The organism is Streptomyces sp. NPDC043908 (assembly GCF_056435525.1).
Genome location: NZ_JBWKEI010000006.1, coordinates 111,749 through 137,298 on the forward strand (window position 1 = coordinate 111,749; position 25,550 = coordinate 137,298).

The window sequence follows — 25,550 nt, forward strand, 5'->3', positions numbered from 1 at the left end:
GGGTGGTGGTTTTCTCCCGCGTTCCCCCCCCCCCCTGATGGGCCGGGGTTTCGTCTGCGGGCCGGTGGTGGGTTGCTCGCGCAGTTCCCCGCGCCCCTAGGTATGGAGGGGCGCGGGGAACTGCGCGATCAGCCCCCCACCGGCCTGCGGACGAACGCCCCGCCCCGGGAGGGTTCAGGGAGCGGGTGGGGCGGGGGCGAAGCCGCGCCCCTGACTGCCTGGGGGCGCGGGGAACTGCGCGATCGGCCACCCGCCGGCCCGCACACGAAAGTGCCGCCCCGGGAGGGCTTCGCCCCCGGAGGGTTCAGGGGAGGGGTCGGGCGGGGGCGAGACCGCGCAGCCGCGACAGCGTCGCCTCCGCCTCCGCCATCACCCTCCCCACCACCTCCCCCACGCTCGGCACATCCCCGATCACCCCCGCCACCTGCCCGGACGCCATCACCCCCGCGTCCACCCGCCCCTGGACCATCGCCGCCCGCAACAGCATCGGCGTGTTCGCGGCGAGCAGCACCTGACTCCACGTCAAGTCCTTGCCGTGGCGCAGGGCCCGCCCGTCCCGGACCAGACGGGGCCAGGACAGGCCGGTCAGGGAGCGGAAGGCGGCCGCGTGCCGTACCGCCCGTGCCAGGGCCCGTACCCGCCCGGCACGTTCCAGTGAAGCCACCAGCTCCGTGCGCAGCACGCGGTGCGGCAGGCCGTCCACCGCCCGCGTCACCGTCACGTCCCCGACCCCGGCCGCCAGATACCGCGCCTTCACCGCGTCCGGCACCGGAGAGTCCGAGGTGAGCAGGAACCGGGTGCCCATCGCGACCCCCGCCGCCCCGTACGCCAGCGCCGCCACCAGACCGCGCCCGTCGTGGAAGCCCCCGGCCGCCACCACCGGGATGTCCACCGCGTCCACGACCTGCGGCAGCAGGACCGTCGTCGCCACCTCCCCGGTGTGCCCGCCGCCCTCCCCGCCCTGCACGATCACCGCGTCCGCGCCCCACGCCGCCACCTTCTCGGCGTGCCGCCGCGCCCCGACGGACGGCACGACCACGACTCCCGCGTCCTTGAGCTCCGCGATCAGCTCCCGTGAGGGGGCGAGCGCGAAGGACGCCACCCGCACCCCCTCCTCCACGATGATCCGCACCCGCTCGCGCGCGTCCCCCGCGTCCGCCCGCAGATTCACCCCGAACGGCGCGTCCGTACGCGACCTGACCTCCCGTACCGCCGCCCGCAGCGCCTCGGGCGTCATCGTCGCCGAGGCGAGGATGCCCAGCGCCCCGGCCTCGGCCGTGGCCGTCACGAGCCGGGGGCCGGCCACCCACCCCATCCCCGTCTGCACGATCGGGTGCCGCACCCCCACCAGCCGGGTCAGTGCCGTCTCCATCAGCCGCGCACCTCTCCCTCGCGCCGCCCCCGCGGGTCCAGGACCTCCCGGATCAGGCGCAGTTCCCCGGCGGTGGGGTCGCGCGTGTACGGGACGTCGTCCCGGGCCGTCAGCGCGAAGCCCGTCGCCGCGCGCACCTGCTCGACCGTCACCCCGGGGTGCAGCGAGGCGAGCCGCATGGTGCGGTCGGGCGTGGCGAAGTCGAGGACGCCGAGGTCGGTGACGATCCGGGGGATGCGGTGGTAGCGCGCCCCGACGGCCGCCGCCCGGTCGTACCCGACCCCGCACACCAGGTCGACGGCGGGCACGAAGACCCGGGGGGAGTGGCGCGGTACCCAGTAACTCACGGGGTTGTTGAGGGTGTTGACGGGCGCGCCCCGCACCCCGAGCAGCTGGCGCGCGGGCCGGGCCCAGTCGCCGATGCAGGAGATGTTCTGGTTGCCGAACCGGTCGAGCTGGCTCGCGCCCATCATCACGTGCCGCCGCCCCCCGGTGACCATCGTCAGATGGCGGCGGTACGGCAGCCAGCCCTCCGCCGCCCCGTCCGCCCCCACCAGCGTGGCCTCGCCGTCGGTGAGCAGCAGGTCCGGGGCGAAGGTCAGCCGGGCGAGCCGGGCGCCCAGCGAGGGGATCAGCCCCATCGGGCTGGCCAGCACCTCCCCGTCGCCGCGCCACGCCTCGGCGCAGGCCACCACGCAGTACTCGGCACGGCTCGCCCCCGGCACCCCCTGCCCCGCAACCCCGTTCCCCGCCGCCCTGTTGTCCGCCGCCCCCTTTTCCGCCCCTGCGGCATGCCCGCTCACCGCGCCTCCTCGTGCCAGGCCCGTACGGCCGACTGGTAGTGCTTCTCGTCCGGCCCGGACAGGAACCGCGCCGCGAAGTCCTCCCAGGGCGTCGTCGCGTACAGCTTCTGGAAGGGCTCGTCGCGCCCGTAGTCCGGTACGCATGACGTGAAGTGCGCCCCGTTCGGCGCCTCGACGACGCCCGTGACGGCGTGGCGCGCGACGAGCAGGGTCTGCGGGACGGCGTCCGCGAAGCCGCCGGGCTCCACCAGCCGCTCGCAGGAGACGTACGCGCTGTCGGCGGCCTCGCAGAACAGGTCGTCGAAGTACGGGTCGGGGCCCAGGTACTGGCCGTTGCCGAGCCGGTCGGCGCGGTTGAGGTGGACCAGCGCCGCGTCCAGGCGCAGCGCGGGCACCGCCACGAAGGTCTCCCCGTCCTCGTACGGCGAGGTCACCGTCCGCAGCCCCGGGTTGATCCGCATCACGTCGGAGCCGAGCCCGGCCCGTACCGGCAGGAAGGGCAGCCGGTTGGCGGCGGCGTGCAGGCCCCACATGAACATCGCCTCGTCGATCTCCGTCAGGGCGAGGGTCCCCGCCTCGCGCGCCGCCCGGAAGCGCGGTTCGAGCGGGATGGAGTCGAGGGTGGCGAAGGGGGCGACGAGCTCGCGGATCCGCCCGGCGGCCGCGAGCAGCCCGACGTCCGGGCCGCCGTACGACACGACCCGCAGATCCGTCACCGGCGATCGCAGCAGCGCCCGCACCAGCGCCATCGGCTTGCGGCGCGAACCCCAGCCGCCGATGCCGAGGGTCATCCCGCTGCGCAGCCGCGCGACGACGTCCTCGGGCGTCATGGTCTTGTCCGTCATGCCCGCTCGCTCCCCTTCCCCGGCTCCTCGCCGAAGGTGTCGCGGATCCGGCCGGCCACCCCGCTGAGGTTGGCCTCGAAGGTGAAGCCCTGCTCGAAGCGGTAGCTGCGGCGGACGTCGACGGGGTCGATGCCGTTGATGGCGGCCTTGGCCAGCCGGATGAGGGTGCCGTCCTTGCGGGCGATCTCACGGGCCAGCTCCAGCGCCGCGTCCAGGAGTTCGGCCCGGCGCACCACCTTCCACACCGACCCGTGGGCCAGCAGCTCGCGGGCCGTGGCCGTACGCGAGGTGTAGTACAGCGCGCGCATCAGGTGCTGGGGGACGAGCCGGGCCAGATGGGTGGCGGCGCCCAGCGCGCCCCGGTCCAGCTCGGGCAGCCCGAAGACCGCGTCCTCGCTGGCGACCACCACGTCGGCGTTGCCGACAAGACCGATCCCGCCGCCCAGGCAGTGCCCCTGGACCGCCGCGACCACCGGCACCTCGCACTCGTAGACCGCCGCAAAGGCCTCGTAGCAGCCCCGGTTGGCGCCGATGAGCGCGTTGTGGCCGCTCTCGCGCCGCAGCTCCTTGATGTCGACGCCGGCGTTGAAGCCGCGTCCCTCGGCGGCCAGGACGACGCAGCGCACGCCCTGGTCGCGCCCGGCCGCGCGCACGGCGTCGGCCAGCTCGTACCAGCCGCGTACCGGCAGCGCGTTGACGGGCGGGAAGTCGACCGTGACGAGCGACATGCCCTTCTCGGGGGCGGTGGTGGAGACACCCATGGGCGGATCAGCTACCTTTCCACCAAACGTTTGTTAGGTGAGGAAGGTAGCGCGGATGGAGCTGGCCGGGAAGGCGGCGGTCGTCACGGGCGGCACCCGGGGCGTCGGCGCGGGCATCGCGCGGGCGTTCCTCGCGGCGGGCGCCGAGGTGGTGGTCTGCGCCCGCAGACCTCCGGACGAGCCGGTCCGGGCGGCGGGCCGCGAGGCCGCGTTCCGCCCGCTCGACCTGCGCGAACCGGAGGCCGTGGGGGAGTTCTTCGACGCGGTCGCGACGGCGTACGGGCGTCTCGACGTGCTCGTCAACAACGCGGGCGGCACGCCCTACCGCCTCCTGGGCGATACCTCCGTCGAGCGCCACGCGCGCGTGCTGGAGCTCAACCTCACCGCGCCGCTCACCGCCTCGCTCGCCGCGTACCCGCATCTGCGGGCGTCCGGCGGCTCGGTGGTGATGATCGGCAGCGTCAGCGGCTCCCGCGCCTCGCCCGGCACCGCCGCGTACGGCGCCGCCAAGGCGGGCCTGGAGAACCTGGCCCGCTCGATGGCGGTGGAGTGGGCGCCCGGGGTGCGGGTCAACACGCTCGTGCCCGGCATGGTCCGCACCGAGCTCGCGCCCCTGCACTACGGGGACGAGGAAGGGGTCGCGGCCGTGGCCGCCACCGTCCCCCTGGGGCGCCTCGCCGAGCCGGACGAGGTGGGCGAGGCGGCCGTCTTCCTCGCCTCCGCCCGGGCCGCGTACATCACCGGCGCGTCCCTCCTCGTCCACGGCGGCGGTGAGCGGCCGGCGTTCCTGGACGCGGCCACCGTGAACAAGCCACCGGAGCAGGGGAGTTGAGATGTCGGACATGAGTGCGGGCCGGGTCGTCGTGGTGACGGGAGCGGGGCGCGGGCTGGGCCGCGCGCACGCCCTGGCGTTCGCGGCCGAGGGGGCGCGGGTCGTCGTCAACGACCTGGGCGTCGGCCTCGACGGCGCCCCGGCCCCCGGCAGCCCGGCCGACCGGGTCGTCGCCGAGATCCGCGCGGCGGGCGGCGAGGCGGTCGCGCACGGCGGGGACGTCGCGACGGCCAAGGGCGCGGCCTCCCTCGTAGAGGCCGCCCTCGACCACTTCGGCCGCCTGGACGCGCTGGTGAGCAACGCGGGCTTCCTGCGCGACCGGATGCTGGTCAACCTCGGCGAGGCCGACTGGGACGCGGTCGTGCGGGTCCACCTCAAGGGCCACTTCCTGCCGCTGCGGGAGGCGGCGGCACACTGGCGCGCCGAGTCGAAGGCGGGCCGCCGCCCGGTGGCCCGGGTCGTCCACACCACCTCGGGCGCGGGGCTGCTGGGCAGCGTGGGCCAGGGGAACTACGCGGCGGCCAAGGCGGGGATCGTGGGTCTGACCCTGGTGGCCTCGGCCGAACTCGCGCGCTACGGCGTCCAGGTCAACGCGATCGCCCCGGCGGCCCGCACCCGGATGACCGAGCGGGTCTTCACCGGCCTGGCGGCCGCGCCCGAGGACGTGTCGCCGCTGGTGGTGTGGCTCGGCTCGGCCGCGAGCGAGGGGGTGACGGGCCGGGTCTTCGAGGCGGAGGGCGGCCGCATCACGGTGATGGAGGGCTGGCGTGCGGGCCCGGCGGCGGACAAGGGAGCGCGCTGGACCCCGGCGGAGGCGGGGGAGGCGGTACGCAGGCTTCTGGGGGAGGCCGAGGCGCCGGGAGCGGTGTACGGGGCGGGGTGAACGGGGGACGGCACGCGGCGGAGTGCGGGGCGGGAGAGCGGGTCACGGCCCTAGTCTCGCCGCCGCCTCGCGCTGGAGGGTGCTGTTGCCGGCCAGGAAGCGGATCACGGTCACCAGCTCCTCGGTGGTGAACTCCCCGCAGAACTCGGCCACTTCGCGGGACCAGTCCACGAAGAACCGCTTCAGGCCGTGGAGGTTCTCCCAGCGGATCTCGATGAGTACGCGCCGTTTGTCGGTGGGGTGTTTGGTGCGCCGGACGAACCCCTTGGCCTCCAGGCGGTCGACGAGGCCGGTGACGGAGGCGGGGGCGAGGCCGGTGTGCTGGGAGAGCTCCTTGGCGGTGAGGGGGCCGTACCGCTCCAGCAGGTCGAGTGTTTTCGTCTCGGAGGCTCCCAGGCCTTGCCTTTCGGCTATCGCGGTGTGGAACATCACCGTGACGCCGCTGTGTTCGCGTGCCACGTGGAGAAGGTCTTCGACCGCCTTGGCGCGGTCGGCAGCGAGGCTGTGGTCCATGGTGTGGTCCATGGCGGGGAGAGTAGCAAGGCCGTTAGTTCGCCGAAACGAAAGAATGGCCAAAATCTGTCCATGAGGGCAAAGGCCGGTGGGCGCTCCCGTTACGGGGCGGTGCCGCAGGTTAACTCGTGGAAAATTCAAGGGGATCGGTCTTGACCGTCCTCGCTCTACGCGCGTCATCATGACCGTCATGAGAATCCCCCCACGCCTCACCACGCTCGGCGCGGCCCTGACGGTCGCCGCCACCCTGCTCCTCGGCCCGACCGCCGTCCAGGCCACGGCGTCCACCGCGTCCGTGCAGAGCACCGGAAGCATCTGCTCCTCGGCCCTGCCCCCGCAGGCGCACGACACCCTGCGGCTCATCGACGCGGGCGGCCCGTTCCCGTACGCGCAGGACGGCGTCGTCTTCTCCAACCGCGAGCACGTGCTGCCGTCGCAGTCGAGCGGCTACTACCACGAGTACACGGTGAAGACCCCCAACTCCCCGACCCGCGGCGCCCGCCGCATCGTCACGGGCCGCCAGGCGGACGAGGACTACTACACCTCGGACCACTACGGGACGTTCGACCTGGTCGACTTCGGCTGCTGACCTCCGTAGCGCCTCACCGCGGCCCGCGGCCGGAGGGCGGGGTCCGGGGTGCGGCCCCGGACGCGGGGCGGGGCTAGGTGTCGCAGGCCAGGACCGTCCGGCACACCGCGCACCGCACCCGCACCCGCCCCCGGACCCCCACCCGGATCCGCTGCCCGCACGTCGGGCAGGGGAAGCACACCCGCAGCGCCCCGCCCTCCTCCTCGAAGGAGTACGGCACCCCCGCGGCCGCCCACGCCCCGCCCCGCTCCCGCGCCTCCCGCCGGTCCTTGGCGTACCGGAGCCGCCCCACCCACCCGGCCGCCACCAGCGGCGGCTGCTCCCCGTCGCGGCGGGCGCGGGCGAGGCCGGCCCGGTAGGCGGGGTACGCCTGGGGGCTGGTGAACCACGGCGAGGGGTCCTCCCCGAACACCGCGGCCCGTTTCGCCAGCACGTACCCGAACTCCTCCGGCGTCAGGTACCCGAGCTTCTGGCTGGACACCCCGTCCTCCCGGAACGCGTCGAGCAGCAGCCACCCCGCGCCCAGATACGCCGTCACCGTGTCCGTGAGGATCTCGTTGTCCCGCGTCCCGGGGAACGCGAGGCCGAGCCGGTGCAGCAGCACGTGGGTGATCTCGTGGGCGAGCGCCGCCCCGATGTCCCGGCGGTGGGCGCGGAAGCGGTCGTTGAGCTCGATGAAGTACTCGGGGCCCGCGGCCAGTTCGACCGAGGCCGCGTGCCGCATCGCGCGGAACCCGACGATCATCCGCGCGTCCGGCAGGCGCAGATGCCCCACCAGTGCCCGGGCGACGCGCTGGGCGCCCAGATGGAGGTCGTCGTGGTCGGCGAAGGCGACGTCGGCGGGCAGGACGCTCGTCGCGTACCCCTGGACGCCGTCGTACGACAATCGCCGGTGGAGCGCGGTGATCGCCGCCCGCACGGTCTCGATGTGCGGGAACCCGTGGACGACCGGACTCGGCGCCGGTCCGCCCTCCGGTCCGCCCGCGCTCTCGTGGGTCACGCTGCCACCCCCGCAGGACGGTGAACGAGCCTTCACTGTACGGGAGTTGGCCTCATCGGCCGTCCGTGCGCGCATGGCCGGAAAGCCCTCCTTGTCGCCTTCCCGGGCGGCTCTCATAATCCACAGCACGCGCATTGACGCGCCCATGTCATCCCCACGGTGTGTCGGCGCGCGGACGTCCACCCCCCACGAAGGGCAGTCCCTTGACGAACACACTCGCGCGCGCCCTCAAGAGATGCGTCGCCGTCGCCGCGGTCACCCTCGCCGCCTTCACCCTCCAGCCCGCCACCGGCGCCTCGGCGTCCCCGACGCCCGTGGTCGGCGGCACCCGCGCCGCCCAGGGCGAGTTCCCGTTCATGGTCCGCCTCTCCATGGGCTGCGGCGGCGCCCTCTACACCCAGCAGATCGTCCTCACCGCGGCCCACTGCGTGGACGGCTCCGGCGCCAACACCTCCATCACCGCGACCACCGGCGTCGTCGACCTCCAGAGCAGCAGCGCCGTCAAGGTGAAGTCGACCCGGGTGCTCCAGGCGCCCGGCTACGACGGCAAGGGCAAGGACTGGGCGCTGATCAAGCTCGCCAAGCCGGTCGGCCAGCCGACCCTCAAGATCGCCACGACCACCCAGTACAACAACGGCGCCTTCACCATCGCCGGCTGGGGCGCCCGCCGCGAGGGCGGCGGCCAGCAGCGCTACCTCTACAAGGCGACGGTCCCCTTCGTCTCCGACGCCCAGTGCCAGCAGGCGTACGGCAGCGACCTCGTCCCGGGCGAGGAGATCTGCGCCGGCTACGTCGACCAGGGCGGCGTCGACACCTGCCAGGGCGACTCCGGCGGCCCCATGTTCCGCAAGGACAACGACAACGCCTGGATCCAGGTCGGCATCGTGAGCTGGGGACAGGGCTGCGCCGAGCCCGGCTACCCCGGCGTCTACAGCGAGGTCTCGACCTTCGCGGCCGACATCGCGAGGGCGGCGGCGACGCTGTAGCTCCGCGGGCCGGCCAGGACTCGGTGCGGGCCGTCCCGGACCGGTGCGCGCCGGTCCCGGCCGGCCCGTGCGACCCCCCGTTCGTGCGCGGGCCGTGCCGGCTCGCGCACACGGTCCCCGGCGCCCCCGAGGTGGCCGGCCGCAGCCGCGGAACCGGCGCGGCCAAGGGCTTTCCGGGGCGCGGGAACCGCGCGACCCGCCACCCACCGGCCCCCGGACGAGCCGCTGAGTCCAACAACCCCGCCCATTTGTCCATGGGCGCACCCCACCCGCCCAGCCCATCGTGACCTGGCACGAGACACCCCGTCGCACCCCAGGAGGCTGTCGTGAACGCCGAAGAGACACGCGGACCGAAGCGGAGGACCGTGGTCGCGGCCACCGCGCTCGCCGGGGCGGGGGCCGCGCTCGGTGCGCCCGGCACCGCCCGCGCGGCGGCGACCGGCGAGGGCGTCATCCGCTCGCCCCACCTGGAGGTGAGGGTCGACACCGCCTTCCCGCGCGTCATCGCGTACACCCACCGCCCCACTGGCGCGAAGCTCTACGGGCAGCAGGACCCCGTCACGACCATGCTGGTCGACGGTGTGGCCCACACCCCCGCCGTCACCGCGCGCACGGCCCGCGACCACGTCGCGTACACCCTCGCCTTCGGCGGCACGGGCACCCGCGTCGACGTGGAGATCCGCGTCGACGCCGACCGCGTCCACTGGCGCGTCACCCGGATCCACGACACCCCCGCCCTGCGCGTGGGCACCCTGCGGATCCCCGGCCTCGCCCTGCTCTCCGTACGCGGTGACCAGCCGGGCGCGACCCTCTACGCCGCCCGGATCCAGCTGGACAAGGCCAAGAGCGGCGACACGCTCGTCCGGGTCACCGCGGACACCGCACCGGACGCGGCGCCCGTCGGCTGCGCCTACGCCGTAGTGGCGCACGACACGCTGGGCGGCGCCGTCGAGACCAACACCGTCTACGACAAGCCCGACAGCGCGGCCGGGACCACCTGGGAGAACGGGCGGCTGTGGCGCCAGACCGTACGGCGTGAGGGTGACGTCGAAGCGCGGCTCGTCCCGGGCGAGTGGACGCACCGGGCCGCCACCGCCGCCGTGGACGACACCGAGCCCCTGCCGTACGCCACCGTGATCATCACCGGGGACCGGGGCGGCGACGGCACCGTCGACTGGCAGGACGCGGCCATCGCCTTCCGCGACATCATGGCCGATCCGCTCGGCGCGGACGAGCAGCACCTGCGGGTCGTCCCGCACATCCCCTTCAACTTCGCCTCGCAGGCGACCAACCCGTTCCTCGCCACCCTCGACAACGTCAAGCGGATCTCACTGGCCACCGACGGCCTGCGCCAGTACACGCTCCTCAAGGGCTACCAGTCCGAGGGCCACGACTCGGCCCACCCCGACTACGCGGGCAACTACAACGAGCGCGCCGGCGGTCTCGACGACCTCAACCACCTGGTCCGCGAGGGGAAGAAGTGGAACAGCGACTTCGCCGTCCACGTCAACGCCACCGAGTCCTACCCCGTCGCCCACGCCTTCTCCGAGACCCTGGTCGACAAGACGAACGAGCAGTGGGACTGGCTCGACCAGTCCTACCGCATCGACCAGCGCCGCGACCTGGTCTCCGGTGACATCGCACGGCGGTTCGCCGCCCTGCGCCGCGACACGGACCCGGCACTGAACGCCCTGTACATCGACGTGTTCCGCGAGTCCGGCTGGACCTCCGACCGCCTCCAGCGCGAACTGCGCGCCCAGGGCTGGCTGGTGGCCTCCGAGTGGGGCCACGGCCTGGAGCGCTCCTCGCTCTGGTCGCACTGGGCCAACGAGACCGACTACGGCGGCGACACCTCGCGCGGGATCAACTCCCGGCTGATCCGGTTCATCCGCCACCACCAGAAGGACGTCTTCGCCGACAAGTGGCCGACCCTGCTCGGCCACGCCCGGATGGGCACCTTCGAGGGATGGGTCGGCAAGACCGACTGGACGGCGTTCCACGAGCTGATCTGGACGCACTCGCTGCCCGCCAAGTACCTCCAGGCGTACCCGATCCGGCGCTGGGACGAGCACGAGATCACCTTCTTCGGGCCCGGCGCCACCGCGGTCTCCGACGCCGACGGCACCCGCCGGATCACCACGGACGGGCGCGTGGTGTACGACGGGGGCGCCTATCTGCTGCCCTGGGAGCCGCGCCGCGCGACCGACCCGGCCAAGCTCTACCACTACCACCCGGCGGGCGGCACGACCCGCTGGCGGCTGCCGCGCGGCTGGTCCGGGGCCCGTACCGTCGTCCTGTACCGGCTCACCGACCAGGGCCGCGCCGACGCGCGCGAGCTGCCGGTCCGCTCCGGCACGGTCACCATCGAAGGCGCTGCGGCCGGGCAGCCCTATGTCGTCCTGCGCGAACGGGCCCGCGCCCGCGACCCGCGCTGGGGCCAGGGCACCGGGCTGTACGACCCGGGGTTCCACTCCGGCTCCCTCGCGGGCTGGACGGTCAGCGGCCCGGCCTCCGTCCGGCGCAGCGCGCTCGGCGACTACGAGCTGGTGATCGGCCCGGGCGCGGCGGCCTCGGCCGGTCAGCGGGCGGCCCGCCTCGCGCCCGGCACCTACGCGGCCTCCGTACAGGTGGAGGTGGGCGAGCGGGCGGGGGAGCGGCGGGTGGCCGCGCTGGAGGTGCGCACCGCCGACGGGGTGACCGCCCGCACCTGGACGGCGACCTCCACGGCCGTCAACTTCGTCGCCGCCGACCGCAAGCACGGCACCCGCTTCCAGCGGATGTTCACCCCCTTCACGGTCCCCGAGGGCGGCGGCCCGGTCGAGCTGCGCCTGTGCGCCGAGGCGGGGGAGGCCCGGGTGCGGTTCGACAACGTCCGGATCGTGCCCGCCCGGCCCACCGCCAAGGAGGGCGCGCTGGTGTACGAGGACTTCGAGAACGTGCCGCAGGGCTGGGGCGTTTTCGTCAAGGGCGACGCGGGCGGCGCCACCGACCCGCGCACCCACATCGCGCAGCGGCACGCCCCGTACACCCAGCGGGGCTGGAACGGGAAGGCGATCGACGACGTGCTCGACGGCGGCCAGTCGCTCAAGTCACGCGGCGAGAACGAGGGCCTGGTCTACCGGACCGTGCCGTTCACCGTCCGTTTCCTCCCCAGTAAGCGCTACCGCGTGACCTTCCGTTACGCGTGCGAGAAGGCCGGGCAGTACGCGTGGGTCACCGCCGTCGACGAGGGCTCCGGCACGCGCGAGCTGACCCGTGAGGTGTTCGGCGAGGCGACCGCTCCGGCCGTCCTCGACTACGAGTTCACCGCCCCCGCGAGCGGCGAGGCGTGGGTCGGGCTGCGCAAGACCGGGGACGACGGGACGGCGGAGTTCACGCTGGACGCGTTCGAGGTGCGGGAGGCGTAGCCGGACGGGACAAGGGGCTGCCCCGCCCCCCGGCAGGGAGGCGGGGCGGCGGCCTGCTCAGCCGAAGGAGATGGTCTGGACGGTGTTGCCGGTGGTCTGCTCCCAGGCCGTGATGTTGCACTGCGCGGCGGCGCAGTCCACGGAGACGTCCTGGCCGGTGGACCAGTCCTTGGCGGTGAAGGCCTTCCTCACGTCGAGGGTCACCGCTATGGCGCCGTCGGCGTCGGCGGTGAGGTACTTGACGTCGTTGGAACAGACGGTGGCGGAGGCGCACTCGCCGACGTTCACGGCGGCGCCGGGCGTGTAACCGGAAGCGGTCACCGAGACGGTCTGGCCGTCGGAGAGCCCCGTGTTGGGGGTCACCGAGATCGTGGTCGCGGCGGACGCGGGAGTGGCGAGCAGCAGGGTGGCTGCCACGGCGGCTCCAGAGGCGGCCAACTTGGCGATGCGGGATCGGCTGATGAGATCCTTCATGTCAACCTCAAAGGGTGCGTCGGAAAGGGAGAACGCGCTTTCTTGGGCGCTCTTCGAGGCTAATGGAAAGTCACTTCCGGACCCGTCGCGTCCTCAACCTCGACCTCCCACACCCACACCTCGTTGGCCAGATCCCGCAGCACCGCGCCCGGGACGTAAAGGGACCGCTGCGGTCCGGTATTCCAGTAACGCCCGAGGTTGACGCCGTTCACCCAGACGAAACCCCGGACCAGGCCGCTCAGTTCCAGCCGCGCGTCCCCCCGCTCCGGGGCGTCGAAGGTGCCCCGAAACAGTCCCCGTCCCGCCTCCGCAGTTGCACGCGGCGACAGCCGCCGCATCAGCGCCGGGTCCCCGAACGCCTCCTCGAAGGCGTCGAGCCGCAGGCCACGCGCGCGTACGCCGTGCAGGAACTGGCGTTCGTGCAGCACCCCGCCGGTGATGCCCTTCGGCTCACCGAGCGTCGGCCCGTAGTTGACGCGCCCCAGCGACTCCACCCACAGCTCGACCTCGGCGGGCCCCGCCACCGGCGCCGGCAGCACCGCGTCGTCCTCGGTGAGCACCCCCGCCCGCACCCCGTCGACGAGGACGACGGCCCGGTCCCGCAGGCCCAGCACCCGCAGCGGATACGGCTGCCGAGGCCCGGGCACCTCGAACCGGTAGCGCACCACCCCCCGGTCCACGTCCAGCTCCTCGAACGTCGGCGGCACCGTGTACACCTCCTCCGCCGTCCCCAGCGCCTCCAGGACGTCCTCGGCCGCCACCCACTCCGTCAGCGGCACGGTGACCGGGGCGCCCAGCCGCGCGGGCGCGGGCGGCGGCTCGGGCAGCGGGCCGTGGGCGTACTCGGCGAGCACCTCGCGGAACGCCCAGAACTTCGGCGTCGGGCGGCCGTACTCGTCGACGGGCGCGTCGTAGTCGTAGGAGGTGACGTCCGGGCGCAGCGTGCCCAGGTGCTCCCCGCCGTCCCGGTTGGCGCCCGCCCACCCGGCGAAGCTGGTGCCGCCGTGGGCCATGTAGAGGTTGACGGAGGCGCCGCACTCCAGGATCTCGCGCAGCACCCCGGCCGCCTCCCCGGCGTCCCGCGCCACCGGCTCCGCGCCCCAGTGCGCGAACCAGCCGCACCAGAACTCCATGCACATCAGCGGCCCCCCGGGCCGGTGGCGGCGCAGCACCCCGAAGCCCTCACGGGCGCCCGAGCCGAAGTTGACGGTGGCCAGCAGCCCGGGGACGCAGCCGCCGCTCAGCATGTGGTCCTCGGGTCCGTCGGAGGTGAACAGGGGCACGGTCACGCCCAGTTCGCCCAGCAGGTCCGCGAGCGCCCGCAGATATACCCGGTCCGTGCCGTAGCTGCCGTACTCGTTCTCCACCTGCACCATGAGCACCGGGCCACCCCGGTCGACCTGCCGGGCCACGACCTGCGGCAGCAGCGCACCGAACCAGCGCTCCACCTGGCCCAGGTACTCCCGGTCCCGGGTGCGCGCCCGCCGCCCCAGCGCCCCCGTCAGCCAGTGCGGCAGCCCGCCGTTGTCCCACTCGGCGCAGATGTACGGACCGGGGCGCACGATCGCCCACAGCCCGGCCGCGTGCGCCGCGTCCAGGAACCGCCCGAGTGCCCCCGGGTCCCGGAAGCGGCCCGGGGCGGGCTCGTGCAGGTTCCACGGCACGTACGTCTCGACGCAGTTCAGCCCCATCGCCCGCAGCATCGCCAGCCGGTGGCCCCACTGCGACTCGTGCACCCGGAAGTAGTGCAGCGCCCCCGACAGCAGCCGCACCGGCCGCCCGTCCAGCAGGAAGTCCCTCTCACCCACGGTGAAGTCAGCCATCGGCCCGCCCGTCTCTCGTTCCGCCCCCGCCACCCTCACCCCTGGCGCGGGCCCCGGTCCATGGACAAAGATCGGCGCTGATTGGACGCAAAGAGGTGACGGGAGGCGGCGGGGGCGGCATGTACCACACCTGGATGCGCTACTTCACGCCGAGCCAGGTCCACCACCGGCTCGGCCTTGTCTGCCTCGGCGTCGGGATGCAGCACGGCGCCCTGCCCAGCGTCGGACCGCGCACCCTGGACCACCACGTCGCCGTGGTCATCGGGGCGGGCGGCGGCTGGTTCGAGGGGCCGGACGGGCGGCGGCTCACCGTCACCGCGCCCGCGCTGCTCTGGCTCACCCCGGGCGTCCCCCACCACTACGGACCCGACCCGGCCACCGGCTGGGACGAGTCGTTCGTCGACTTCGCCGGACCCGCCACCGCCACCTACACCGAGCTCGGCTACATCGAGCCCGACCGGCCCGTCGTCCCGCTCGCCGACACCGCGGGCGCCCGCGCCGCCGTCGGCCGGATCGCCCGGGCGGCCCGCCGGGGCAACCCGCTCCTGGAGGTCGAGACGGCCGCCGCCGTCCACGAACTCCTCGTCGCCCTGCGCCGCGCCCGCGCCGACCTGGCGCCCGACGGCGACCCCGTCCTCCAGGCGCTCGCCCGCGACGCCTTCCGGCCGCTGTCGGTGGCCGAGCACGCCGCCCGGCACGGGATGACCCCCGCCGAGCTGCGCACGGCGGTGCGCCGGGGCGCGGGGTGCAGCCCCAAGGACTATCTGCTCGGCATCCGCCTCGGCCGGGCCAAGGAGCTGCTCGCCGCCACCGAGCTGCCGGTCGCCGCCGTGGCCCGCCGGGTGGGCTACGACGACCCCGCGTACTTCTCCCGCCTCTTCACCCGGCGTGTCGGCACCGCCCCCGTCCGCTTCCGCGAGCAGCAGGGACGGGCCGTCCCCGGCGGCTGGAGCGAGAGGATCCCGGATCCTGAACACCCTCCGACGATCCCCGGCCCGGCCACGTAAGCTCGACGACCATGACCACGATCGACCCCTCCGTGCAGGCGGAACTCGCCCGGCTCCGGGACAGCATCGACAACATCGACGCGGCCGTCGTCCACATGCTCGCCGAGCGCTTCAAATGCACCCAGCAGGTCGGCCACCTCAAGGCCGAGCACAAGCTGCCGCCGGCCGACCCCGCGCGCGAGGCCCAGCAGATCGACCGGCTGCGCCGCCTCGCGGAGAACGCCAAGCTGGACCCGGCCTTCGCCGAGAAGCTCCTGAACTTCATCATCGCGGAGGTGATCAGGCACCACGAGACGATCGCCAAGTCCTCGTGAGCCGCGGCGCACCCGCACGGCGCGTGCGCTGAGAGCGCAACACCATCCCGATGTGCCGACCGGGGCACATCGGGCAGCATGGCCTCCATGTCCGTACTGACGCGCGACGAAGCGCAGACCCGTGCCCGGCTCCTCGACGTCCAGCGGTACGAGATCGCCCTCGATCTCACCACCGGCGAGGAGACCTTCGACTCCCACACCGTCATCCACTTCACCGCGCGCGCGGCCGGAGACACCTTCGTCGAGGTCAAGCCGGCCACCCTGCGCTCGGTCACCCTCGACGGGGAGCCGCTGGACCCCGCCGCGCTCGCCGGGAACCGCCTCGCGCTCACCGGCCTCACCCAGGGCCCGCACGAGCTGCGCGTCGAGGCGGAGATGACGTACTCGCACACCGGCGAGGGCCTGCACCGCTTCACCGACCCGGCCGACGGCGAGACCTACCTCTACACCCAGCTCTTCATGGAGGACGTGCAGCGCGTCTTCGCCGCCTTCGACCAGCCCGACCTCAAGGCCGTCTTCGACCTCACCGTCACCGCGCCCGAGAACTGGACCGTGCTCGCCAACGGCGTCACCGAGCACCAGGGCGGCGGCCGCTGGAAGGCCGCCACCACACCGCTGCTCTCCACCTACTTCGTGGCGCTCGCCGCCGGCCCCTGGCACTCGATCACCACCGAGCACGCGGGCCTGCCCTTCGGCCTGCACTGCCGCCGCTCGCTCGCCCCCCACCTCGACGCCGACGCCGAGGAGCTCTTCGAGATCACCCGGCAGTGCTTCGACCGCTACCACGAGAAGTTCGACGAGCCCTACCCGTTCGACTCCTACGACCAGGCCTTCGTCCCCGAGTTCAACGCGGGCGCCATGGAGAACCCGGGCCTGGTCACCTTCCGCGACGAGTTCGTCTACCGCTCCGCCGTCACCGACACCGAGCGCCAGACCCGCGCCATGGTCGTCGCGCACGAGATGGCCCACATGTGGTTCGGCGACCTGGTCACCCTGCGCTGGTGGGACGACATCTGGCTGAACGAGTCCTTCGCCGAGTACATGGGCTACCAGACGCTCACCGAGGCGACCCGCTTCACCGACACCTGGGTGGACTTCGGCATCGTCCGCAAGGCCTGGGGCTACGACGCCGACCAGCGCCCCTCCACCCACCCCGTCGCCCCCGACCCCGACGCCGTGCCCGACACCGCCTCCGCGATGCTCAACTTCGACGGCATCTCCTACGCCAAGGGCGCCTCCGCGCTGCGCCAGCTGGTGGCCTGGATGGGCGAGAAGGACTTCCTCGCGGGCATCAACACCCACTTCCAGCGGCACAAGTTCGGCAACGCCACCCTCGCCGACTTCATCGACAACCTGGCCTCCGCCACCGACCGCGACGTCCACGCGTGGGCGGAGAAGTGGCTGCGCACCACGGGCGTGGACACCCTCACGCCGGTGGTCGGCGAGGCCGAGGGCTCCTGGACGCTCGCCGTCGAGCAGGACGGGGACCGCCCGCACCGGATCGCGGTCGGCGCCTACGACACCGACCCCGCCAGGCCCGGGCGCCTCGTCCTGCGCGAGCGCTTCGAGATCGACGTCCCCGGCACGCCCCTCACCCGCCCCGGCGCCCGCCCCGCGCTCGTGCTCCTCAACGACGGCGACCTCACCTACGCCAAGGTGCGCCTGGACACCGAGTCCTGGGAGACCGCCCTGCGCTCCCTGTCCGGGCTGCCCGACCCCCTCGGCCGCGCCGTCGTCTGGAACGCCGCCCGCGACATGGTCCGCGACGGCCAGCTGGCGCCCGCCGCCTATCTGGAGGCCGCCCGCGCCCACCTCCCGTACGAGTCGGACCTCGCCGTCGTCCAGGGCGTCCTCGGCTTCGCCCTCGCCCACGTCGCCGGCCGCTACCTCGCGGACAGCGCCCGCCCCGCCGCCCTCACCCTGCTCGGCGACCTCACCCGGGACCTGCTGCGGCGCACCGAGGACGGCGACAACCCGGGCCTGCGCCTCATCGCCGTACGCCACTTCATCGACTGCGCCGCCCAGCCCCACACCATCCAGGAGTGGCTGGCCGACGGCAGCGTGCCCGGCGGCCCCGAGCTCGACCCGGAGCTGCGCTGGCGCGTCCTGACCCGCCTCGCGGTCCTGGGCGCGGTCTCCGAGGCGGAGATCGACGCCGAGCTGGCCCGCGACCACAGCGCCACCGGCGAGGAGGGCGCGGCCCGCTGCCGCGCCGCGCTGCCCGACCCGTCGGCCAAGACGGCCGCGTGGGCCGCGATGTTCGAGGGGGACACCCTCTCCAACTACCTGTTCACCGCCACCGCCCAGGGCTTCTGGCAGCCCGAACAGGCCGATCTCGTACGGGAGTACGTGGCGGCCTTCTACGTGGACGCCGTCCCGCTGGCCGCCCGGCGCGGCCCCGCGATCGCGGAGGCCGCCGGCCGCTACGCCTTCCCGCAGTTCGCGGTCGACGAGGAGGCGGTGGCCCTGGGCGAGGCGTGCCTGTCCCGCGACGACCTCCTCCCGGCCCTGCGCCGCAAGCTGACCGACCAGGTCGACGACCTGCGCCGGGCGCTGGCGGTCCGGAACGCGTGACGGGGGAGGCCCGGGGGGCCCTGGGGGAGGCGTGCCTGTCCCGCGACGACCTCCTCCGGGCCCTGCGCCGCAAGTCCGTAACGCGTGACGCGGGACGTCCAGGGGGTGGTCCTGGGCGAGGCGTGCCCGGCCGGCGCCTGATCGGGGAGGTCCGGTGACGGGGGTGGCGTGCTCATACCAGCGCGCCACCCCCCGGCACCCCGCCTCCGGGGGCCAAGTACCACTTTCGGGTTGAGATCGCCCCGCCCGGCGGTCCGACCGCGCCGGGACGCCGCACGCTGGGGGAGCCGTCGTTCGCGTACCCGAAGGACTCCCCCCGCATGCACACCCCGCCCCTCGCCGGCGGCCCCACCGGCCCCGCCGCCCTGCGCCCCCTCCTCGCCGTCGTCCTCGACGCGCTGGGCGAGGGCGCGGTGGCCCGGGGCGGCCCGCTGCCGCACGGCGGTCCCGAGGCCGTGGCCGTCCGGGTCCGGGCCGCCGTCGGGGAGGTGTTCCCGGCCCACGGCACCGGCGCCGAAGAGGCGCTGACCACCCTGGTCAGGGCCCTGGCCGAAGGCGCGGCCGACCCCGCCGACCCGCGCTGCGCGGCCCATCTGCACACCCCGCCGCTGGCGCTCGCGGCCGCCGCCGACCTCGCCGCCTGCGCCCTCAACCCCTCCCTGGACTCCTGGGACCAGGCCCCCGCCGCCGCCGAGCTCGAAGCCCTCGTCACCCGGGAGCTGGCCGCCGCGTTCTGGCCCGGCGGCGACGCGCTGGTCACCAGCGGCGGCACCGAGTCCAACCAGCTCGCCCTGCTGCTGGCCCGCGAACGGCACGGCGCCGTCCAGGTCGTCCAGGGCGCCAACGCCCACCACTCGCTGGCCCGCGCCGCCTGGCTGCTCGGCCTGCCGGAACCCGTCACCGTCCCCGCGCCCTCCGGCACCCTCGACCTCGCCGCCCTCGACGACGCCCTCACCGACCTGCACCGGCCCCTGCTCGTCACGGCCACCGCCGGCACCACCGACACCGGAGCCGTCGACCCGCTCCCCGAGGTCGCCGCCCTGTGCGCCCGGCACGGCGCCGAGCTGCACGTCGACGCCGCGTACGGCGGACCGCTGATCTTCAGCGATACCCACCGCGCCCTGCTGAACGGGCTGGAGCACGCCCACTCCGTCACCCTCGACCTGCACAAACTCGGCTGGCAGCCGGTCGCCGCGGGGCTCCTCGCGGTCCCCGACCCCGCCCGCCTCGCCCCGCTCGCGCACACCGCCGACTACCTCAACGCCGAGGACGACACCGAGGCGGGCCTGCCCGACCTCCTGGGGCGCTCCCTGCGGACCACCCGCCGGCCCGACGTACTGAAGATCGCCGTCACCCTCCGCGCCCTCGGCCGCACCGGCCTCGCCGCCCTCGTCGACCGCACGATCGAACGCGCCCGGACCCTCGCCGACTTCGTCGAGCAGGACCCCGGACTCGACCTGTACGCGCGCCCCGCGATCTCCACCGTCCTGTTCCGCCCGGCGGGCGCCACCGACGACGAGGTCGCCGCGGTCCGGCGCGCCCTGCTCACCGAGGGCCGCGCCGTCCTCGGCCGGGCCCGCGCCGACGGGCGCCTGTGGCTCAAGGCCACCCTGCTCAACCCCCACACCACCACCGGCGACCTGGCACAGCTCCTCAAGACCGTGGAAGGCAGCACCCCGCGATGACCGCACCGTCACCCGCCCATGACATCGACCGTCCGCACGACCTGGTGGGCATCGGAGTGGGCCCCTTCAACCTCTCGCTCGCCGCACTCGCCCACGGCGTGCCCGGCGGGCTCTCCACCGCCTTCTACGAACAGCGCCGCGCCTTCCACTGGCACCCCGGCCTGCTCATCGAGGGCACCACCCTCCAAGTGCCGTTCCTGGCGGACCTGGTGACCCTCGCCGACCCGGCCAGCCCCTGGTCGTTCCTCAACTACCTGCGCCACCGCGAGCGGCTCTTCCCGTTCTACTTCGCCGAGCGCTTCCACATCCAGCGCACCGAGTACGACGCGTACTGCCGCTGGGTCAGCGAGAACCTGCCCGGACTGCACTTCGGGCACCAGGTGGACGCGGTCCGCTGGAACGCCGAACGGGAGGTGTTCGAGGTCGACTTCACCCAGCTCGACGCGCACGGCCAGGCCGAGGCACTGGGCCGCGCCTTCGCCCGCAACCTGGTGCTCGGCGTCGGCACCGAGCCGTACGTCCCCGAGGCGCTGAAGCCGCTCGCGGACGCCCCCGCCGTGCCGGTCATCCACTCGGCGGACTACCTGGACCACCGCGAGCGGATCCTCGCCGCCGACCACGTCACCGTCGTCGGCTCCGGCCAGTCCGGCGCCGAGGTCTTCCTCGACCTGCTGCGCGCCCGCCCGCCGGGCCGCGAGGGCCTCACCTGGCTCGCCCGCACCGAGACCTTCGCGCCGATGGAGTACTCGAAGCTGGGCCTGGAGCACTTCACCCCCGACTACACCCGCTACTTCCACGCCCTGGCCGAGCCCGTCCGCGACGAGCTGCTGCCCCGCCAGTGGCAGCTCCACAAGGGCATCGACGCCGACACCATCGCCGCCATCCACGACGAGCTCTACCGCCGCACCCAGCACGGCGGCTGGCCCGACGCCACCCTCACCCCCGGGGTCAACGTCCGTACGGCGGGCCGGGTCGCCACCACCAAGGTCGAGCTGCACCTCGAACACGCCCAGCAGGGCGTGCGCTCCCGGCTGACCACCGACGCGGTGGTCCTCGCCACCGGCTACCGGGAGCGCCCCCTGACCCGCATGCTGTCCGGGCTCGACCCCTACATGCGCCTGGACTCCTGCGAACGCCCGCGCGTGGACGCCGACTTCCGGCTGGTCCTGGACGGCTCGGTCACCGGAGCGGTCTACGTCCAGAACGCGGAGAAGCACACCCACGGCGTGGGCGCCCCCGACCTGGGCCTGGCGGCCTGGCGCAGCGCGGCGATCCTGAACACCCTGACGGGCAAGGAGCCCTATCCGCTCCCCGCCCGCACGGCGTTCACGACGTTCGGCCTCGCCAGGCCGGAGGAACCGCGCCCGGCCCCGAGGACCCCCGAGGGCCTGATCCCCCTGGAGGGCTGAGCCCGGGCGCGCCCGAAGGGCGGCCTAGAAGACGGCGACCCCGTCCCGGACCAGCTTCCAGTCCACGGAGGCGAACGCGGCGGGGTCCACGACGCCCTTGGCCTTCACCCACGCGATGATCGTGTTGCGGATCTCCTCGGAGTTCGCCCACACCTGCTTCGCCCCGGCGACGTGCGGGAAGTTGCCTCCGCCGTTGGCGCGGTAGTTGTTCACCGCCAGCACGAACTGCGCCGCCGGGTCCAGCGGCTTGCCCTGGAAGGACAGGTTCACGATCCGGGAGCCGGCCGGCTGCGCGATGTCGATGTCGTACACCAGCCCCGACACCGCGTCGTAGTTGTAGTCCGGCGTGTTCTCCGCGTTCGTCAGCTTCGCCGGGTCCACCGGCGCCCCGGCCGGCGTCCGCACGTAGTACCGCGCCGAGAACTCCAGGTAGTCCTTGAGCTGCGCGCCCGTCAGCACCCGCGCTTCCAGCGTGTTCTCGAACGGGTACAGCCCGGCCGCGTCCTTGATGGTGACCCGGCCGGCCGGGATGACGGCCGTGCGCGAGAAGCAGGAGGCCTGCGACAGCACCGGCAGCGCCGCGTAGGCGCCGCCCGCGAGCGCCGCCTTCACCGTGTCCATCTGGACCGCGTTGATCAGGTCGATGATCGGCTCGTCCTTCCAGGCCGCCTCGGCGGTGCTCATCGCCGCCTTCGACGTGCCGATGACCTGGTTGACGTAGGCCACGACCTTCTTGTGCTCGTCGGAGAGCAGCCGGACGATCTTCGGGTCCTCGGCGGCTGCGTTGGAGTTCAGGACCTTCGCGCCCGCCTTCTCGACCGTCCAGCGGCCCTTCTCCCACACCAGGTCGAAGTCGAAGACCGTCAGCCGCTGTCCCCACTTCAGCGGCTCGGAGAGCACGACCTCCTTGCCGGTCTCCTTGTTCGCCACCCGGTACTCGGGGATCTCCGTGTGCGCGTGCCCGACCAGGATCGCGTCGATCCCCGGCACCTGCTGGGCCACCAGCGCGGCCGCGTTCTCGATGTACGGCAGCTGGTCACCGTAGGAGGAGGTGCCGGAGGAGCCCGAGTGGGCGGCCACGACCACCACGTCCGCGCCCATCGAGCGCAGCCTCGGCACCCACTTCGCGGCCTGCTCCTCCAGGCCCGGGAAGACCATCTTGCCGCTGACGTTGGCCTTGTCCCAGATGGCGATGCCCGGGTTGGTCAGCCCGAGGACCGCGACCCTCACGTCTCGCCCGTGCGGGGTGCACAGCCGCTTGATGACGTACGGCGGGAAGGCCGGCTTCAGGGTCTTCGCGTCCAGCGCGTTGGCGCCGAGCAGCGGGAAGTCGCACTGCTCCTCGAACTTGCGCAGCACCGGGATGCCGTAGTTGAACTCGTGGTTGCCGAGGGCGGCGGCGTGGTAGCCGATCGCGTTCATGGCCTGCGCCATCGGGTGGACCGGGCCGTGCTTGGCCGTGATCGGGTCGACCTTGGCGTAGTAGTACGACAGCTGGGTGCCCTGGATGGTGTCACCCGCGTCGATCATGAGGGTGTTGTGGCGGCCCTTTTCCTTGCGGACCTGCTCGACGAGGGTGGAGATCTTGGCGAGGCCGACGTCGTTGTGGGCCTTGTCGTCGAACTCCTTGTCCGTGAAGTAGTCCCAGTTGAAGACGTTGCCGTGCAGGTCGGTGGTGCCCATGACGCTGAACGAGTACCGCTTCGGCGCGTGGCCGTGCCCGTGCCCGCGCTCATGGGCCTCGGCGGGGGCGGCGACGCCCCCGGCTATGGCCGCACCGGCTCCGGCGGCGGCCGTGGTGCCCAGGAACGTCCTACGGTTCAGCGGCATGTGATGCACTCCCTGACGAGGTGTTACGCGCGTAGACGTCCTCGACGCGCGTAGAAGGTCGAGAGGATTTTGGCGTAGAACCGGCCATCCGCAACACCCCTGGCGGGTTTCGATCGGATGACCACCGGAAAACACGCGGTCCCGGGCGGCCCTCGCCACCCGGAACCGCGCCCCCTCCACCTATCCGCAGGTCACCCGGGGACCCGCCCAGTCGGCGTGGTCGTAGTCGACGCCGTCACCGGCGTCGGTGACCACCAGCCGTACCTCCATGGCGCCCGTGACGTCCGCGCTCAGCGGCCGCGCCGCGTCCGCCGACGTCAGCTTCCCGCTGTCGGCGGCGAGCTTCCCGTCCCGCCAGATCTGGAACACCACCGACCCCTTGGTGGTGACCTCGTCGTCCACTCCCACCGCCGTGGTCAGCGAGGAGCAGCCCCCGCCCAGGTAGTACGCGACGGTGGAAGCCGCGTGGGTGCCGAGCCCCTTCGCGTACACCGTCCCGCCCACGGTGAGCGGCCGGCCGTCGCCCGCCGCCTGCTCGGCGTTGCTGCGGTCCTTCTCGACCGGGCCCCACCCGTTGGCGGCCGAGGACCAGGTCAGGTCGCTGAGGTCGTGCGTACCGGCCGAGGGGCCGCTGCCGCAGGCCAGTTTGGCGTCGGCCCAGTCGGCGTGGTCGTAGGCGGTGCCGTCACCGGCGTCGGTGACCACCAGCCGCAGCGCGGTACCGCCCCGCAGGTCGGCGCTCAGGTGCCTGGGTCCGTCGGCGGCGGTCCGCACCCCGCTGTCGGCGGCCAGCGTGCCGTCGCGCCAGATCTGGAACCGCACCGACCCCTGGCTCACGGACTCGTCGTCGACGCCCACGTCCACCCCGAGGGAGGTGCAGACGCCGCCCAGGTGGTACGTGATCTCACTGGGCGCGTGGGTGCCGAGGCCCTTGGCGTACGCCGTGCCGCCGATGCTCAGCGCGCGCCCGTCGCCCGCCGCCTGCTCGCCGTTGCTGCGGTCGCGCTCCACCGGGCCCCAGCCGCCCGTCGCCGAGGTCCAGGAGAGATCGCTCAGCTGGTTCAGGCCGGTCGGCGGCGGCACCGGACTGCCCGGCGTCACCCGGAACATGACCGTGCCGTGCGCGGGCACCGAGGCGCTGATGGCGCTGGTGGTGGTGCTGGTGGCCTTCGACCAGAGGTCTTTCAGCGTGTACGAGGACGCCCCGCCGATGCCGATGTCCCGCACCGTCGTGGAGATCGTCCTGGTGGAGGTGGTCTCGTTGGTGAGCGTGACCGAACGGCCGCCGTCGGCCAGCGGTTTCGCCATCACCACGAGCCCGCCGGAGCTGGAGACGACCGTGCCCTGCCGGCCCAGCGGGTCCTGGTCCACCGCGATCACGTCGGTGTTCTTGAGGATGGCGAGCGTCGAGGGGCTCGCGGTGCGCAGATCGCTGCCGATCAGCAGCGGCGCGGCCATCTGCGACCAGAGGCTGAAGTGGGTGCGGTACTCGGTGTCGCTCATCCCGCCGTTGCCGACCTCCAGCATGTCGGGGTCGTTCCAGGCGCCCGGACCGGCGTACGGCGCGAGCGGCTGGTTCTGGTGGGCGATGGAGATCATGCTCGACCAGGAGTCGCTGATGTCCCCGGTGGTCCGCCAGGAGTTGCCGATCTCCGGAGCCCAGGTCCAGGGCTGGTTGGAGCCCCATTCGCAGATGCTGTACAGGATGGGGCGGCCGGTGGAGCGGGTGGCGGCCGTCAGCGCGTCGCCCATCGCCTTGTAGCGCTGCCTGGCGTCGACGCCGGCGTTGTTGCAGTTGTCGTACTTGAGGTAGTCGACGCCCCAGGAGGCCCAGAGGTTCGCGTCCTGCTGCTCGTGGCCGAGGCCGCCGGGGAAGCCCTGGCCGTCGCAGGTCTTGGTGCCCGCGCTGGAGTAGAGGCCGAACTTCAGGCCCTTGGCGTGCACATAGTCGGCCACGGCCTTGATCCCGTGCGGGAAGCGCACCGGGTCGGGGACGAGGTTGCCGCTCGCGTCCCGGTTCGGCAGGGCCCAGCAGTCGTCCAGGTTGACGTAGGTGTACCCGGCGTCCTTGAGGCCCTGTGAGACGAAGGTGTCGGCGATCCCCTTGACCATCGTCTCGTTGAACTCGGCACGGCAGTGCGTGGAGTTCCAGTTGTTGAACCCCATCTGGGGGGTCCGGGCCAGCCCGTTGCCCACGGTCGCTGCGGAAGGCGCGGCGGCGGCGGGCGGCGCCGCCGTGGCGGCGAGGGCGACCAGGCCGCCCGCGAGGAGGGGCAGGGCGGCTAAGGCTGTGCCGGCCCGTTTGCCGGCTGTTCTGAGCCTGGTGAGTCCTTTGAGCGATGACATGTGCGGCTCCGTCGGGGTAGGAACGCCAAATTCAACGAGCTCAAACGAAAACGCACATATTCCAGCGTTGAGATCTGAACATGTCAAGGGTTTGCGC

Annotated in this window: 20 protein-coding genes; 10 read left to right on the top strand and 10 right to left on the bottom strand. The window is 73.4% G+C overall.

Going from position 1 to position 25,550, the window contains the following annotated elements; all coding sequences use genetic code 11:
- Positions 1–304: 304 nt before the first annotated feature.
- The 4 genes from AC069K_RS15340 to AC069K_RS15355 all read right to left on the bottom strand — a co-directional run bounded on the left by AC069K_RS15340 (position 305) and on the right by AC069K_RS15355 (position 3,781).
- On the bottom strand, positions 305–1,372 hold the full coding sequence (locus tag AC069K_RS15340; RefSeq protein ID WP_478616107.1) for an NAD(P)H-dependent flavin oxidoreductase: 1,068 nt from the start codon (positions 1,370–1,372) through the stop codon (positions 305–307).
- Positions 1,372–2,097 (bottom strand): CoA-transferase subunit beta, encoded by a 726-nt coding sequence (locus AC069K_RS15345; protein WP_478616705.1) that lies wholly within the window; start codon positions 2,095–2,097, stop codon positions 1,372–1,374. Before AC069K_RS15345 ends, AC069K_RS15340 begins: the two co-directional genes overlap by 1 nt.
- Positions 2,098–2,171: 74 nt before the next feature.
- Entirely contained in the window at positions 2,172–3,020 is an 849-nt protein-coding gene (locus AC069K_RS15350) for a CoA transferase subunit A (protein WP_358836686.1), read from the bottom strand.
- On the bottom strand, positions 3,017–3,781 hold the full coding sequence (locus tag AC069K_RS15355) for an enoyl-CoA hydratase family protein (RefSeq protein ID WP_365107238.1): 765 nt from the start codon (positions 3,779–3,781) through the stop codon (positions 3,017–3,019). Before AC069K_RS15355 ends, AC069K_RS15350 begins: the two co-directional genes overlap by 4 nt.
- 55 nt (positions 3,782–3,836) lie before the next feature.
- Between AC069K_RS15355 and AC069K_RS15360 the strand changes: the two genes are divergently transcribed.
- Together AC069K_RS15360 and AC069K_RS15365 are read left to right on the top strand one after the other, a co-directional pair.
- Complete coding sequence (locus tag AC069K_RS15360; RefSeq protein ID WP_478616707.1) at positions 3,837–4,613, top strand: SDR family oxidoreductase; 777 nt, start codon at positions 3,837–3,839, stop codon at positions 4,611–4,613.
- A gap of 1 nt (position 4,614) precedes the next feature.
- A complete protein-coding gene (locus AC069K_RS15365) occupies positions 4,615–5,496 on the top strand; it encodes an SDR family oxidoreductase (RefSeq protein WP_478616112.1) in 882 nt (293 codons plus the stop codon).
- A gap of 42 nt (positions 5,497–5,538) precedes the next feature.
- Here the strand turns inward: AC069K_RS15365 and AC069K_RS15370 are convergent, their stop codons facing one another.
- Complete coding sequence (locus tag AC069K_RS15370) at positions 5,539–6,021, bottom strand: MarR family winged helix-turn-helix transcriptional regulator (protein WP_478616115.1); 483 nt, start codon at positions 6,019–6,021, stop codon at positions 5,539–5,541.
- Between the two features lie 178 nt (positions 6,022–6,199).
- Between AC069K_RS15370 and AC069K_RS15375 the strand changes: the two genes are divergently transcribed.
- A complete protein-coding gene (locus AC069K_RS15375; protein ID WP_365107244.1) occupies positions 6,200–6,598 on the top strand; it encodes a guanyl-specific ribonuclease in 399 nt (132 codons plus the stop codon).
- 73 nt (positions 6,599–6,671) lie between these two features.
- Here the strand turns inward: AC069K_RS15375 and AC069K_RS15380 are convergent, their stop codons facing one another.
- Complete coding sequence (locus AC069K_RS15380) at positions 6,672–7,598, bottom strand: hypothetical protein (protein ID WP_478616118.1); 927 nt, start codon at positions 7,596–7,598, stop codon at positions 6,672–6,674.
- Positions 7,599–7,801: 203 nt separating this feature from the next.
- On the opposite strand from AC069K_RS15380, the gene AC069K_RS15385 reads away from it, so the two are divergent.
- Entirely contained in the window at positions 7,802–8,584 is a 783-nt protein-coding gene (locus AC069K_RS15385; RefSeq protein WP_478616121.1) for a S1 family peptidase, read from the top strand.
- 326 nt (positions 8,585–8,910) lie between these two features.
- On the top strand, positions 8,911–11,991 hold the full coding sequence (locus tag AC069K_RS15390) for an endo-alpha-N-acetylgalactosaminidase family protein (protein WP_478616124.1): 3,081 nt from the start codon (positions 8,911–8,913) through the stop codon (positions 11,989–11,991).
- Positions 11,992–12,048: 57 nt separating this feature from the next.
- Here AC069K_RS15390 and AC069K_RS15395 read toward each other — a convergent pair whose 3' ends face one another.
- Entirely contained in the window at positions 12,049–12,465 is a 417-nt protein-coding gene (locus AC069K_RS15395; RefSeq protein WP_478616127.1) for an enediyne antibiotic chromoprotein, read from the bottom strand.
- A 59-nt stretch (positions 12,466–12,524) separates the two neighbouring features.
- The gene (locus AC069K_RS15400; protein ID WP_478616130.1) at positions 12,525–14,288 is read right to left on the bottom strand and encodes a beta-galactosidase; all 1,764 of its coding nucleotides are present in this window, start codon (positions 14,286–14,288) and stop codon (positions 12,525–12,527) included.
- A gap of 119 nt (positions 14,289–14,407) precedes the next feature.
- Here AC069K_RS15400 and AC069K_RS15405 point away from each other — a divergent pair, with 119 nt between their 5' ends.
- From AC069K_RS15405 to AC069K_RS15425, 5 genes are all read left to right on the top strand, one after another.
- Entirely contained in the window at positions 14,408–15,295 is an 888-nt protein-coding gene (locus AC069K_RS15405; RefSeq protein ID WP_478616133.1) for a helix-turn-helix domain-containing protein, read from the top strand.
- An 11-nt stretch (positions 15,296–15,306) separates the two neighbouring features.
- Entirely contained in the window at positions 15,307–15,609 is a 303-nt protein-coding gene (locus AC069K_RS15410) for a chorismate mutase (protein ID WP_358836478.1), read from the top strand.
- Between the two features lie 87 nt (positions 15,610–15,696).
- Positions 15,697–18,183 (top strand): aminopeptidase N, encoded by a 2,487-nt coding sequence (gene pepN / locus AC069K_RS15415; protein ID WP_478616136.1) that lies wholly within the window; start codon positions 15,697–15,699, stop codon positions 18,181–18,183.
- A 320-nt stretch (positions 18,184–18,503) separates the two neighbouring features.
- Positions 18,504–19,868, top strand: coding sequence for a pyridoxal phosphate-dependent decarboxylase family protein (locus tag AC069K_RS15420; protein ID WP_478616139.1), 1,365 nt, complete (start codon positions 18,504–18,506; stop codon positions 19,866–19,868).
- Positions 19,865–21,277, top strand: coding sequence for a lysine N(6)-hydroxylase/L-ornithine N(5)-oxygenase family protein (locus AC069K_RS15425; RefSeq protein WP_478616142.1), 1,413 nt, complete (start codon positions 19,865–19,867; stop codon positions 21,275–21,277). Before AC069K_RS15420 ends, AC069K_RS15425 begins: the two co-directional genes overlap by 4 nt.
- Before the next feature lie 24 nt (positions 21,278–21,301).
- On the opposite strand, the gene AC069K_RS15430 is transcribed toward AC069K_RS15425, so the two are convergent.
- Together AC069K_RS15430 and AC069K_RS15435 are read right to left on the bottom strand one after the other, a co-directional pair.
- The gene (locus AC069K_RS15430) at positions 21,302–23,107 is read right to left on the bottom strand and encodes a bifunctional metallophosphatase/5'-nucleotidase (RefSeq protein WP_478616145.1); all 1,806 of its coding nucleotides are present in this window, start codon (positions 23,105–23,107) and stop codon (positions 21,302–21,304) included.
- Between the two features lie 180 nt (positions 23,108–23,287).
- A complete protein-coding gene (locus AC069K_RS15435) occupies positions 23,288–25,453 on the bottom strand; it encodes an NPCBM/NEW2 domain-containing protein (RefSeq protein ID WP_478616148.1) in 2,166 nt (721 codons plus the stop codon).
- Positions 25,454–25,550 lie beyond the last annotated feature (97 nt).

Bases quoted from the DNA above. Each gene is read 5' to 3' on its own strand.
- AC069K_RS15340 (WP_478616107.1), bottom strand. From the start codon at position 1,372: ATGGAGACGGCACTGACCCGGCTGGTGGGGGTGCGGCACCCGATCGTG.
- AC069K_RS15350 (WP_358836686.1), bottom strand. From the start codon at position 3,020: ATGACGGACAAGACCATGACGCCCGAGGACGTCGTCGCGCGGCTGCGC.
- AC069K_RS15355 (WP_365107238.1), bottom strand. From the start codon at position 3,781: ATGGGTGTCTCCACCACCGCCCCCGAGAAGGGCATGTCGCTCGTCACG.
- AC069K_RS15360 (WP_478616707.1), top strand. From the start codon at position 3,837: ATGGAGCTGGCCGGGAAGGCGGCGGTCGTCACGGGCGGCACCCGGGGC.
- AC069K_RS15365 (WP_478616112.1), top strand. From the start codon at position 4,615: ATGTCGGACATGAGTGCGGGCCGGGTCGTCGTGGTGACGGGAGCGGGG.
- AC069K_RS15370 (WP_478616115.1), bottom strand. From the start codon at position 6,021: ATGGACCACACCATGGACCACAGCCTCGCTGCCGACCGCGCCAAGGCG.
- AC069K_RS15375 (WP_365107244.1), top strand. From the start codon at position 6,200: ATGAGAATCCCCCCACGCCTCACCACGCTCGGCGCGGCCCTGACGGTC.
- AC069K_RS15395 (WP_478616127.1), bottom strand. From the start codon at position 12,465: ATGAAGGATCTCATCAGCCGATCCCGCATCGCCAAGTTGGCCGCCTCT.
- AC069K_RS15400 (WP_478616130.1), bottom strand. From the start codon at position 14,288: ATGGCTGACTTCACCGTGGGTGAGAGGGACTTCCTGCTGGACGGGCGG.
- AC069K_RS15405 (WP_478616133.1), top strand. From the start codon at position 14,408: ATGTACCACACCTGGATGCGCTACTTCACGCCGAGCCAGGTCCACCAC.
- AC069K_RS15410 (WP_358836478.1), top strand. From the start codon at position 15,307: ATGACCACGATCGACCCCTCCGTGCAGGCGGAACTCGCCCGGCTCCGG.
- pepN (WP_478616136.1), top strand. From the start codon at position 15,697: ATGTCCGTACTGACGCGCGACGAAGCGCAGACCCGTGCCCGGCTCCTC.
- AC069K_RS15420 (WP_478616139.1), top strand. From the start codon at position 18,504: ATGCACACCCCGCCCCTCGCCGGCGGCCCCACCGGCCCCGCCGCCCTG.
- AC069K_RS15425 (WP_478616142.1), top strand. From the start codon at position 19,865: ATGACCGCACCGTCACCCGCCCATGACATCGACCGTCCGCACGACCTG.
- AC069K_RS15430 (WP_478616145.1), bottom strand. From the start codon at position 23,107: ATGCCGCTGAACCGTAGGACGTTCCTGGGCACCACGGCCGCCGCCGGA.
- AC069K_RS15435 (WP_478616148.1), bottom strand. From the start codon at position 25,453: ATGTCATCGCTCAAAGGACTCACCAGGCTCAGAACAGCCGGCAAACGG.